Source organism: Roseateles sp. YR242 (genome assembly GCF_900109745.1).
Lineage (GTDB): Bacteria > Pseudomonadota > Gammaproteobacteria > Burkholderiales > Burkholderiaceae_C > Roseateles.
Map to the genome: position 1 here is coordinate 525,519 of NZ_FOAV01000002.1, position 12,061 is coordinate 537,579.

The following is a 12,061-nucleotide window of genomic DNA, read 5'->3' on the forward strand; positions in this document are numbered from 1 at the left end:
CGTCGGCCCGGGACGCCCCGAGCGCGTCAGTGCGTCAGGAAGCTGTTGAGCTGCTGCAACGTCTCTTGCGGTTGCTCCTCGGGGATGAAGTGGCCGGAGCCCACCATCTTGACCACCGTCAGGTCAGCGGCCTTCGGGGTGAGCACCGCCTTGAGCCAACCGTAGCCCGGACCGCCCAACGCGAGCACCGGCACACGGATAGGCCCGTAGCCGTTGTCATCCAGGATGTCCTGAGGGAAGGCCTGGTACCAGGCGTTGCCGGCCCGGATCGCGTCGCGTGAGGCATAGGCCTTGGCGTAGACCGCGCGGTCCTCGGCATTGATGGCGGATTCGTCCTGCAGCAGGTAGTGAAAGAACCAGGCCTGCTCGATGTACTGGCGTCCCTCCAGCAGGTCCTCCGGCAGCCCCTTGACCTGATGGAAGGCAAACCACCACAGGAAGGCAGGGTCATCGCCCAGCTTGTCGCCAAAGGTGCCCACGGGCGGCAGCAGCGGCAACTGCAGGAGGCCCTTGTCGGGATGGGCCACATCCAGCATCACCAGCTTGCGGGTCAGCGCCGGATGGTTGGCTGCGAACGCGTAGGCGACCTGCGCGCCGATGTCGTGCCCCACCACGTCCACCGGCCCCAGGCCCAACTGAGCGACCAGGGCCGCGAGGTCCGCCGCCATCGACTTCTTTTCGTAGCCATCGGCAGGTTTGTCGCTACTACCCATGCCGCGCAGGTCCAGGGCGATCACACGATGGTGCTTCGCCAGTTCAGGCATCAGCTTGTGATACGACCACCAGGTCTCGGGCCAACCGGGAAGGAGAACCACCGGACTGCCGCTGCCGCCCTCGACGTAGTGCAGACGCAGGCCGCGCACGGTGGCCGTGCCGTTGCGGAAGCCGGGCAGTTTCGCCACGAGGGTCTCGTCCCGGGTGTCGAAGCTGTTGATCAGCGCGGGTGTCATGACCGGTGCCGGCGTGGCGGCAGCCACCGGCAGCGCGATGGACCCCACAAGGGTCAAGGCCGCGAGCAATGCGGCGGCAGGAAAACGGCGAGTCTTTGTCATGGCGAACCTCGTTCGGGAAGGGCGTGTTGCCCGGTGTTGTCGGACCCCGAAGCGTGCGGGCGATCCCGTCGCCGGACACATCCCGGACGGGAGAGTGCCCATTGCCCCCGTCGTCCCTGCCATTTCTGTGAAACCGTGGGCGACCGTGTGGTACAGATGCGGGTACAGATTCGCAGGACAGTTGGACCGCTGTCCCGCCAGGCGTTGGGAGATGTCATAGTCAGGCACCAGACTCTTTGAATACGGACATGGCGATTTCCCTGGCACAAACGCTGGCTGACTCCATCCAGCGGCAGATCGGCGAAGGTGCCTACAAGACCGGCGAAAAGCTGCCCTCCCTGCGCGAGGTGGCGCATAAGCACGAGTACTCCAAGAACACCGTGGTGGCGGCCTTTGAGACGCTGGTCTCGCGTGGCGTCATCGAGCCGCGCCGTGGCAGCGGCTATTACGTGCGCACCGCCGCCGCCCAGCCTCAGGAGGAGGACGGTGCCGGCCTGCGCAACGCCATGGACATCGTCTGGCTGATGCGCGAGCAACTCAAGACGGAGCCGGGCACCTTGTCGGTGGGGGATGGCTATCCGCCGGTCGAATGGCTGGCCGACTCCAGGCTGGACAAGTATTACCACAAGGTCGTGCGAACCGGCCTCGGGGCCCTGTTCCGCTACGGCAGCCGTTTCGGCTACACACCGCTGCGCCAGCATCTGGTGACCAAGCTGGCGGACATCGGCATCGATGTGGAGGCGCGCCAGATCGTGCTGATGCATGGCGCCAACCAGGCCATGGACATCATCATCCGGCGCTTCGTCACGCCCGGCGCCGTGGTGCTGGTGGACGACCCGGGCTACTACCCGCTGTTCGGCAAGCTGAAATTCGCCGGCGCGACCATCGTCGGCGTGCCGCGGTTGGTGGACGGCCCGGACGTGGAGGCCCTGGAACGCCTGGTGGAGTTGCACCGGCCCCGACTGTTCTTCACCCAGTCCGTGGCCCACAACCCGACCGGCTCGGACATCACCCCCGCCAAGGCCTTCCGGGTGATGCAGATAGCGCAGAAATCCGGCCTGATCGTGGTGGAGAACGATCCGCTGGCGGATTACAAGCCGGTGTCGGCGCCGCGACTGGCCGCGCTGGACCAGCTCGAACGCACGGTGTATGTGGGCAGCTTCTCCAAGTCGTTCTCGGCCGCACTGCGTGTGGGCTTTGTTGCCTGCAGCCCGGACCTGGCCAGCGACCTGGCGGACATCAAGGCGCTCACCCACGTGAGCAGCTCCGAGTTTTGCGAACGCACGGTGGACGTGATCCTCAGCGAGCAGCACTTCGAGCGCTATGTGGCCGGCCTGCGGCAACGGCTGGCAGAGGCGACCACCAGCGCGCTGAAGGTGTTCGATGACCTGGGGGCGGAAGTGTTCGCCCGCCGGCCGGAGTCACTGTACCTCTGGGCCGCACTACCCGGTGTGGACGATACGGCGGCGTTTGCAGAACGCATGCTGGAACGCCGCATCGTGATGGCGCCAGGCAAGGTCTTCAGCGTGGATTCAAGCGTGCCCTCACGCTGGTCGCGCTTCAACGTCGGTGCTGTCATCGATCCACGCTTTGCGCAGGCGGTGCGGGAGCTCACCGCTGGGAAGCGTGGCCGGCAGGGAACCTCTGCCGCCTGAACTCTCCCGGATGGGGGGGCTCGCCCTCGCTGGAAAGTTGAGGGGCCGCGGACGTGCTTACACTGCGCCGCGTGAAAACACTCGTCTGTCTGCTTGCGGCCCTTCCACTGTCTGCGTTCGCGGCGCCTGCTGTCCCGGTGACAGTGGCGCCAGCGCCGGTGCGCATTGGCCTGATCACCGACGGCTCCGGTGTCTTTGCCGACCTGGATGGCCCGGCGGGTGCGGACGCCGTGAAGATGGCGGTCGAGGACTTTGGTGGCCGCGTCCTCGGACGCCCCGTCGAAGTGGACTACTTCGACCACCAGAACCGCGCCGAACTGGCGGCGGCCAAGGCGCGAGAGTGGTTTGACCGCTCCGGCCTGGGGCTGCTCATCGGCGGCACGAATTCAGCGGCCAATCTGGCGATGTCTCAGGTCGCCAGGGATAAACACCGCCTCATGATTTCGGTGGGGGGTGCCACCTCGGCGCTGACCGGGGAACAATGTTCCCCCTACCTGGTCCAGTGGTCTCACAACACCTACGCGCTGGCCAAGGGGACCGCTGAGGCCATGGTGCGCAAAGGCGGCAAACGCTGGTTCTTCCTGGAGGCGGACTACGCCTTCGGCAAGGCCCTGCACGCCGACGCCACGCAGGTGCTGCAGGCCCTGGGCGGCTCGGTGGCAGGCACAGCCCGCCATCCACTGGGCGCTGCGGACTTCTCCTCCTTCATCCTGCAGGCGGCGAGCAGCCAGGCCGACGTACTGGCCCTGGCCAATGCCGGGCAGGACGCCGTCAACGCGGTGCGGTCTGCCCAGGAGTTCGGTGTCACCCCGCGCCTGAAGCTGGCGGGGCTGCTGATGTTCGTCACCGACATCCATGCGCTGGGCCTGCCCGCGACCCAGGGCATGCTGCTGACAGACAGCTGGTACTGGAGCCGCGACGACAACTCGCGCGCCTGGGCGGCGCGCTTCTTCAAGCGCTGGAAGCGCATGCCGACCTCCCTGCAGGCGGCCGACTATTCGGCCGCCTGGCAATACCTGCACGCCGTGCAGACGGCAGGCACAGACCAGGCCGATGCCGTGCTGGCCGCGCTGCGCAACCGCCGCATGAAGGACATGTATGTGACGGACGGCTGGGTCCGCGCCGATGGGACACTGGTCCACGACATGTACCTGCTCAAGGTCAAGGCACCCGCCGAATCCAAGGCGCCGTGGGACTATTACCAGCCCATTGGCACGCTCACCGGAGAGACGGCGTGGCGCACACAGGCAGACAGCCACTGCCCGCTGTGGACCGCCAGCGCGAAGGCGCCTGTCGCTTCGACGACGCCTGCACTGCCTGGCCGCTAAGGAAGCTTTGCATCACTCCCGCGAGGCGTTATGCAGAGGTTCCCTAATGGTCGGTTCCAGCATCCGGGCACATCCAGGAGCGGCTGCGCATGGGAGCCTTTTGCACCGGCGATGCGTCCTGGCAACACCTGGCCCCGGCCATCTACCCCGTTGGAGAGAGTACTTCCATCGTCATGGGGATGAGGTGACAGTGCTCAGACAGCCTATTCGCAGGCGTCCAGAACTGTTCCGTTCAACTGTACCTTTTTGATTGGCACAGTTTGAATACAGTTTGTGCATACGAAAGCAGTCCGTATCTCTTCTTCTACTGGAGTCGCGCGATGTTGCAGGCACAAATGAATTCTTCTCTCAAGGTCCAGGTCCGTCACGGTTATCCGCTCATGAAGCAGGCGCTGGAAGCCCTGCTGATGACCATCCCAGGCGTGACGCTGTGTGGGGAACCCACCCGCCATTCGCAAGGGCTCTCGATGCCCGATGTCGTCATTGCGGATGAAGATGGCGCGCTGCGTCTGGCCGCGTCCGACACGCGGGCACGCGTCATTGCGATCTGCCACACCGCCCGTGAAGCCGAGGTCCGGCGCGTGCTGGCCGCCGGGGTCCGTGGGTACGTGGTGCTGGGTGACGATGTTGCCGAGCTGATCGAATGCCTGCAGGCCGTGGCCCGCGGTGGCCGCCACATCTGCCGCGCCGCCGCACGCTGCATTGCGGACGGTTATGGCAGGGACGAACTCACCCGCCGCGAGCAGGAGGTGCTGGACCTGCTGACGGAAGGCCTGTGCAACAAGAACATCGCGCGGCGCATGGCCATCGCCGAGGGCACGGTGAAGACCTACGTCAAGGCCGTGCTGGGCAAGCTGGAGGCACGCACGCGCGCCCATGCAGTCACCGTTGCCCTGCAGCGCGGCATGGTGACGCAGCTGCCGATGGTGGGCTTCGCGTCCACCCCACGGCACGCCATGGCTGCCTGACGGCACTTCTGTCGACCGCAGCGGTCTGCTGACGGTCACCCCCCCCCCCCGCAAGACTGGAACTCGAGGGCGCTCTCAATGGGAGCAGCGCTTCGGAGACGCTCGTCCTGCGACCGAGTCGGAAATCCACGGCGCCGCCCACCCTGAGGCGCTGCCCAAAGGAATGACCATGCAGACGCACCAGCGCATCCTCCCTGTTCTCCTGGCCCGTGCCGGGCGACCCACCTTCAGCCGCTGCGCCGTCGCGCTGCTGATGCTGGCGTTGTCCGGCTCCCGGGTTCTGGCCGACGCGGGCGGCCCGGCCTGCCTCAGCTGCTCCGGCCTGCCGGGAAGCTCGCTCTCGTATCTCGCCTCGGTGTCGCTGGAATGGGCCGCAGCAGCATGGCTGCTGGCGATGCGCCAACAGCGCGACCTTGGCTGAATGAAGCGAGGTGCGGTGAGGCATGGATCGTTTCCCGTGATGAATGATGAATTTACCGCTGCCTCTTTTTCAGGAGGACCGTCCTTCCTATTCTGGCGATCTCGCTCCCTCGTACGGGGTGCATGCCGATGCCCGACAGGCAGACGCTGCAACCAGGCTCATCCATAACGATCAAGCCGCGCTCTTGCGGCGCTCAAAAACCACCAGGAACCCTTTCATGTCCGACCCCCAATTTGATCTGCCCCGAGAAGATATGTCGCGCCGCAACGTGCTGCGTGGACTGTTCCAGGGCACCGCGGCCGCCGCGCTGGCCGCCACCCTCCCGTCAGTGGCGGAAGCGGCGCCCTCCCCCGTTGCACTGCCGGCCGCCACCGATGAGCTTGTGCCGTTCAAGGTAGCCGTGCCGCAACGTGCAATAGACGATCTGCACCGGCGCCTGGCGATGACCCGCTGGCCCGACGCAGGCACCGTGAGCGACTGGTCCCAGGGCGTTCCGCTGGATGCGGCCAAGACGCTGGTGGGCCACTGGCAGAGCCGTTACGACTGGCGCAAGTTCGAGCGCAAGCTCAATGCGCTGCCGCAATACCGCACCCGAATTGACGGGCTGGGCATCCACTTCATCCATGTGAAGTCCAAGCATGCGAATGCGCTGCCCATCATCCTCACCCATGGATGGCCAGGTTCGGTGACGGAGTTCCTCAAGGTCATCGGCCCGCTCACGGACCCGACCGCTTTTGGTGGCCGCGCGGAGGACGCCTTCCACGTTGTCATCCCGTCGATGCCGGGTTTTGGCTGGTCGGACAAACCCACCGAGACCGGCTGGAATGTCGTACGGACCGCGCAGGCGTGGGGCGTGCTCATGCAGCGGCTGGGCTACACGAAGTGGGTGGCCCAGGGGGGCGACTGGGGTTCGGGCGTGACGCATGCGCTGGGGCACGTCCGCCCGGATGGGCTGGTGGCGGCCCACGTCAACTGGCCGCTGGTGTTCCCGCAGCAGCTCCCGGAGCATCCGACGCCAGAAGAGAAAGCCGCCATGGATGCAGCCGCCAAGTTCTCGGGTGATCAGTTCGGCTACTTCCAGGAGCAGGCCACTCGCCCGCAGACCGTGGGCTACCCGCTGACCGACTCCCCGGTGGGCCAGGCCATGTGGATCTACGAGAAGTTCCAGGCCTGGACCGACAACCAGGGCCGGCCGGAGGATGCGCTGACGGTGGACGAGATGCTGGACAACATCTCGCTGTACTGGTTCACCGAGACGGCGGCGTCCTCTGCGCGCATTTACTGGGAGAACACCCGCCATGGCGGTGGTTTCGATGCCGGCCGCATCGAGCTGCCGATGGCCGCGACCATCTTCCCGAAGGAGATCTACCGCGCGCCCAAGGCTTGGGCTCAGGCGCACTGGCCAAACCTTCTCTACTGGAATGAAGTCGATCGCGGCGGCCACTTCGCCGCCTTCGAGCAGCCCCAGCTGTTCTCGGAAGAACTGCGCAAGGCCTTCCGCAGCGTTCGCGGCGCCTGAATGCTCGACAACTTCCGCATGTTTGTCCTTTCCAACGTCTCCCCAAACTCACACGCAAGGTGATCTCATGACAACCGCCCTTCAACTCCTGAAGTCCTACCTCGACAACGTGCGCGACCCCATCGCCGCGTCCGCCCTCTTCGCCGAGGACGGCGTGCTGGAGCTGCCCACCATCAAGGTCCACGCCCAGGGCCATGCCGCGATCCAGGGCCTGATCAGCGGGCTGCTCAAGCAGGTGCCGGATTTCAGGTTCAAGGACCTCAAGGTATGGATCGACACACCGGACAAGGCCTTCGGCGAGTACTCGGTCGAGGCCGTCGTCAGCAGCACCGGCAAGCTCTATAAGCAGACCTACGCCGGCGTGCTGCTGGCCGAGGGCGGCAAGATCAAGCTGCTGCGCGAAGCGCTGGACACCGCTGCCGCGGCCCGCGCCTTCGCCAAGGACTGACTCTCGCGGTTGATTTGAGCGGGAATAACCAAAGAGATATTCGCCTTCAGCTTGCATAGCTGCATGTTTTTCAGCGCCGTTCCAATGCACAGCTGATCACGTTCGGCCCCCCACGCGCCGGCAACGTGAATGTGCAGTTCGACTTCTGATGGCTCACTCGGCCGTTATTCCCGCCACCTCGATCACGCCGCGCCACCGCTGCACCTCCGAGTTCCAGAAGGCACCAAATGCCTTCGGGCCTCGTGGGTCCACGCGGAACCCCAGATCCTGGCTCTTTTTCGCCACCTCTGGCACCTGCCGGATCTGAACAAATTCAGCACCCAGTTTGTCGACGACCAGGTCCGGCGTCCCTGCCGGCACCATCACCGCTGTCCATTGCTCTGCATTGAGCGTGGGCATCCCGGCTTCCGCCGTGGTTGGCACATTCGGCACCTGCGGGTGACGCTGGGCCGTGCCAATCGCAATCGCCCGGAGCTTTCCTGCCTTCACAAACGGGATCGACTCCGGAAAGTTGCTGAAGATCACATCCACTTGCCCGGCGATCAGGTCCGTCAATGACGGCGAGCCGCCCTTGTAGGGCACATGCAGGATGTTGGTTGCATTGAGTTGGTTGAACACGGCCAGCGACAGGTGAGACGGTGTGCCAATGCCGCTGGACCCGGCGTTCAAGGAGCGCGCTTTCGCCGCCGCCACCAGGTCCGCCAGGGTCTGCACCTTGCTGTCGGCCGGCACCACCACCAGCACTGGGGTGCCCGCCAGCAGCGCCACCGGCTTGAGGTCCTTGTCCCAGTCGATCTTCGAGCGCCCCTTGAAGAGGGTGGCATTGACCGAGTGCGTCATGTTCACCGCGAGCAGCGTCGTACCGTCGGCCGTGGACCGCGCGGCGTATTCGACGCCGGCCATCGCCCCTGCCCCAGGCTTGTTCTCGACGATCACATTGACGTTCAAGCGCTCACTCAGTTGCTGCGCCATCTGGCGCGCCATGACATCGGTCAGGCCACCGGGCGTGAAGGGCACCACGTACCGGATCGTCGCGCCGGGCTTGGGGAAGGGGCTGGGGTCACTCCATGCGAGCGGCGCGGCCAGCATGAGGGCCGAGCCCATCATGGAGCGGCGGGAGATGCCACGAACAGGCGTGGAAGTGGACGGGATGGGTAGGGTCGAGCTCGTCATGAACCAGCATCGCATGGGAGCTCGTCTGGGGATCAGAGGGTAGGCCGCAGTTCTCTGGAATTTCGGTGCATGACGATCGGTGGAATTCACATATGGCGTGGAGGTGGGGCACGGCAGCGGAAGTCATTCGCCGCGCCGGTTTGTCGCAGCCTCATGCAGTTCGTCAGCCTGCTGCGGCGTTGCAGCGCGAACCGCTCGCCAGAGGAACTACGCCTGCCGATCATGCGGCGCTTAGATTCAGCACCGATCTCTGGAGGAGCGACCTTGAAACTTTCCTTACGCAACGAGCGCGCGCATATTCGGGACGGCTGGAAGAGCCTGTTCTTCATTCTGGCCGCCATGGTCTGTTTCGTGATCGTCGGCTTCGTGGGGCATCAGTTGCCCGCGTCGCTGAAGCGCTTCGCGCCCAGCGCCATCTTGATCACCATACTCGGGCTCGGCATCTCCTGGTTGGCCGTGCGTATGGAGGGAACGACCCTCGCAAGCATTGGCTGGCGGCTGGAGCGGCTTTTTCTTCGCGAATCCGCTGTCGGCGTCCTGGTGGGCGTCGCCATGATCCTCATCAGTACTGCGGCCGTCTGCACGTGGGCGGATGTACAACTCCACCCCGCGTCGGTCCCGACGCTGGCGACTGAGCTGAAACTCGTGGTCGTGTTCCTCGGTGGTGCCATCTTTGAGGAACTGCTGTTCCGCGGATACGCGTTCCAGCGTGCCATACGTGGCATGGGCGTCTGGCCGGCCATCACGCTTTTTGCTGTGATCTTCTGTTTCGGGCATCTGCCGGGCAATTTGGCGGTCGGTCCTGCCCTGCTGGCGACCGCCATGGCCAACCTCTTTGCCTTCGCCGTTCTTCAAAGCCTGCTGTATCTGCGCACTGGGTCGTTGGCCCTGCCGATCGGCCTGCACTTTGGCTGGAACCTCCTGCAGCAATCCTTGGGATTTGGCGTCAGCGGCATCGCGTCATCTCAGGCGTGGTTCCAGGTCAGCCTGGGCCAACAACCGACCTGGCTCAGCGGCGGGGAGTTCGGGCTTGAGGCTTCGGTCTTTGTGCTCGCCTTGCAGGTCGCGTTGATCGTGCTCCTGGTCATGATGGGGCAGAAGGTGGCCCGGGGCACGCCCTGGCACGTTGATGCTCATGGGGCTGCCACAACCCATGATCAGGCTGGACGTAGTCTGTGTTAATGCCAGTATTTCTAGTCACTAAAGCGGTTTAATGATCAAAATATAGAGCATTAACTTCACCGGCCGGTGTGTTGGAAACGGGGGGATCAGTGCGCCCCATACACAAGAATGCTCGCCATGCTTCATTCAAAAGGAATCGCCCACGTCGGGCTTCGCGTTGCCGACTTGACCCTCGTCTCTGCCTTTTATGAGCGCCAGGTCGGCCTTCAGCTATTGGAGAAGCACAACGGGTGCCACATTTTTAGTATCGGCGGAGGAGCGCTACTCGAAATCTGGTCCGGGGGCTTTTCCTCATCCACAAAGAAGACACCCGCGCAGCAATCTGCCCGCTTTTCCTTCGGCGTTGACCGGCTTGAGCCAGCGATGTCATGGCTGCATCAGCAGGGCGTTGTGCCCTCCAGTGAGATGGGCGACTATCTCGGCACACGCTGGGTCAATTACACGGACCCTGAAGGGAACATGTTTGGAATTGTCGATAAGAACGGCTCCAGATAGCGCCATAGTGCCTCATCCGGACTGATGCAGCAGCTGGTTCGCCGCGCGATCAGTGTGGTTCAGCTGGGAGTGTGAGTTCTCATTTGCGCGACACCTTACAAGATGGGCAGGTGCGACGCCGTCCTCCGATGACGGCGACCCTCAAGGCGAACTGGGTTTTTAGTCTTGAGCATCGGCCAGAGCTGGCAAGGTTCCCTACCGTTCCCTTATGAGCTTTTGGGAGAAGGCTATGGACACATCGAGGGCTTCAATGTCTCCTGACTCCCAGCCATGCAAACGACATGTGCGTCGAACAAGGCTGGCACCGGCGAGTATGGTCTTCAGCAGAACTCGCTGAGAGCCCTGGGCGTTCGGCGCCTCAAGGCTGCAAGCCCGAATCCGACAGACGCCGCACTGGCGAGTTCACTTCCCTGCACGCCACTGAATGACATGCGTCTCGGTGGATGTCGCGGCCGGACGGCTGTCGGATTGGGCCACCCACTTCGCATCGAACGTCAGTCTGACCACGCGCCGCTGCTTCATGTCGATCTCAAGGCGGCCACGACTGGAGAATTCAACGCCGGGTGCGGCGGCAGCCAACGGCTCGCCGCGCATGCTCCGTCCGACATCTTGGTCATCCAGCAACATCCCTTCGAACACCGCGTTGCCTCCTTGGACGGAGACCAACGTCCACCTCAGCATGCAGACAGACCTTCTCATGAAGATCGGCAACTGATCGACAGGGAAGAAGAGGTAGACGGCTTCTCCGATCTTTCTGGGCTTCCCTACGAACGCCTCTTGCAGCGCAAAGTTCCTCGAGAACTCCTTGGCCGCAGCACTGCCCGACAGCGGCTTCTCCACGGCATCGCGCACCGCCCAGCCACTCTGGATGTCGTAGCGGCTCTCCGGCGGAGCAATTCGACCTTCAAAGCGCAGGTTCTTCAATGACGTCAGATCCTGGCTCGCGCTCTGCCCATTTTCCGTGGCCTTCCAATTCAACACTTCGAGGCTCGCCTCTATCGGCAGGCCGGCCTCTGCCGTGTTATCCGCCCGGATGCGTTGGCGAAGCGTGAACGACATCTGTTCATCAGTGTTGACCAGAGTGCCGTCGTCCACCCAACCCGTCGTGAGACCAACGCCCCGAAGCGCGTAGCGGGTACTGCGGACGACTTTGACAGAGAGATCAAGGTTGGACATCTGACCGGGAAAGGGCCGGAGATCCACGGGCCAAGTGGGTCCTGCCATCGTGGTCTCGCCTTGTGCCATCACGACCGTCGATTTCGCCAGGATCATTCCGGCGGCGCGTCTCAGCAACATCCTTCGACAGATGCTCGAAGGCAATCGCCGCCGTGGCGATTCGTTTGTTTGAGGTGCTCGCTTGCTGTGGATTGTCATGAGGTCCTCCCTGTATATTTCCTCTTGGCGTGCAGCGCGTCTACACCGTTCTTCTCAACATGCGAGATGAAGGCGTCGTCGTTGGCAACCCTGGGCCGCCTTGAGTGCCGCCGCACACTGCTCCTCGGTGCCAAAGCAGGCCATGAATTCAGGCAGCGACATGCCAAGCTGGAACTGGATGAAGTTGAACGCCGTGCTCTGAACTCGGGGGTGGTTAAGAGGTCAGATTTCCGGCACGGTAGCTCATGGCGTGAGCCTGCTGAGGCACGTTACTAATCAGGTCATCCTATTCAATTTGGAACCTTGGGGATATGAACACACGTTCAATCGCACGTTCACGACGGCAGCGGCATGGGCCAACATCGCGAGGGTGCCCCAGCAGCGCCAGCGCGAGTATTCGTTTCATGACCTCTCCCCGATGGCCGCGCGTGGCGAGCATCTTGTGC

General features: G+C 63.8%; 11 protein-coding genes. 8 read left to right on the forward strand and 3 right to left on the reverse strand.

Features of this window, described 5'->3' with window-relative positions:
• Positions 1 to 26: 26 nt before the first annotated feature.
• Positions 27 to 1,052 carry an alpha/beta fold hydrolase gene (locus tag BMY53_RS05955; RefSeq protein ID WP_218151183.1) on the reverse strand — a complete coding sequence of 342 codons (1,026 nt, stop codon included), beginning with the start codon at positions 1,050 to 1,052 and terminating at the stop codon, positions 27 to 29.
• 248 nt (positions 1,053 to 1,300) lie between these two features.
• On the opposite strand from BMY53_RS05955, the gene BMY53_RS05960 reads away from it, so the two are divergent.
• The 6 genes from BMY53_RS05960 (at position 1,301) to BMY53_RS05985 (ending at position 7,391) form a co-directional block, all read left to right on the forward strand.
• Entirely contained in the window at positions 1,301 to 2,707 is a 1,407-nt protein-coding gene (locus tag BMY53_RS05960; RefSeq protein ID WP_092944621.1) for an aminotransferase-like domain-containing protein, read from the forward strand.
• Positions 2,708 to 2,760: 53 nt separating this feature from the next.
• A complete protein-coding gene (locus BMY53_RS05965) occupies positions 2,761 to 4,035 on the forward strand; it encodes an ABC transporter substrate-binding protein (RefSeq protein ID WP_092944623.1) in 1,275 nt (424 codons plus the stop codon).
• A gap of 335 nt (positions 4,036 to 4,370) precedes the next feature.
• Complete coding sequence (locus BMY53_RS05970) at positions 4,371 to 5,003, forward strand: LuxR C-terminal-related transcriptional regulator (RefSeq protein WP_177200749.1); 633 nt, start codon at positions 4,371 to 4,373, stop codon at positions 5,001 to 5,003.
• Between the two features lie 169 nt (positions 5,004 to 5,172).
• Complete coding sequence (locus BMY53_RS05975) at positions 5,173 to 5,424, forward strand: hypothetical protein (protein ID WP_143073933.1); 252 nt, start codon at positions 5,173 to 5,175, stop codon at positions 5,422 to 5,424.
• A 253-nt stretch (positions 5,425 to 5,677) separates the two neighbouring features.
• Entirely contained in the window at positions 5,678 to 6,943 is a 1,266-nt protein-coding gene (locus BMY53_RS05980; RefSeq protein ID WP_218151196.1) for an epoxide hydrolase family protein, read from the forward strand.
• Between the two features lie 67 nt (positions 6,944 to 7,010).
• Positions 7,011 to 7,391 (forward strand): nuclear transport factor 2 family protein, encoded by a 381-nt coding sequence (locus tag BMY53_RS05985; RefSeq protein WP_092944631.1) that lies wholly within the window; start codon positions 7,011 to 7,013, stop codon positions 7,389 to 7,391.
• Positions 7,392 to 7,544: 153 nt separating this feature from the next.
• Here BMY53_RS05985 and BMY53_RS05990 read toward each other — a convergent pair whose 3' ends face one another.
• The gene (locus BMY53_RS05990) at positions 7,545 to 8,564 is read right to left on the reverse strand and encodes a Bug family tripartite tricarboxylate transporter substrate binding protein (RefSeq protein WP_255370051.1); all 1,020 of its coding nucleotides are present in this window, start codon (positions 8,562 to 8,564) and stop codon (positions 7,545 to 7,547) included.
• A gap of 153 nt (positions 8,565 to 8,717) precedes the next feature.
• Between BMY53_RS05990 and BMY53_RS05995 the strand changes: the two genes are divergently transcribed.
• Together BMY53_RS05995 and BMY53_RS06000 are read left to right on the forward strand one after the other, a co-directional pair.
• Positions 8,718 to 9,746: a CPBP family intramembrane glutamic endopeptidase gene (locus tag BMY53_RS05995; protein WP_177200750.1), complete on the forward strand. Its 1,029-nt coding sequence runs from the start codon at positions 8,718 to 8,720 to the stop codon at positions 9,744 to 9,746.
• Positions 9,747 to 9,863: 117 nt separating this feature from the next.
• Entirely contained in the window at positions 9,864 to 10,241 is a 378-nt protein-coding gene (locus BMY53_RS06000) for a VOC family protein (RefSeq protein ID WP_177200751.1), read from the forward strand.
• A 402-nt stretch (positions 10,242 to 10,643) separates the two neighbouring features.
• Here the strand turns inward: BMY53_RS06000 and BMY53_RS06005 are convergent, their stop codons facing one another.
• Positions 10,644 to 11,615: a hypothetical protein gene (locus tag BMY53_RS06005; RefSeq protein ID WP_218151184.1), complete on the reverse strand. Its 972-nt coding sequence runs from the start codon at positions 11,613 to 11,615 to the stop codon at positions 10,644 to 10,646.
• Between the last annotated feature and the right edge of the window lie 446 nt (positions 11,616 to 12,061).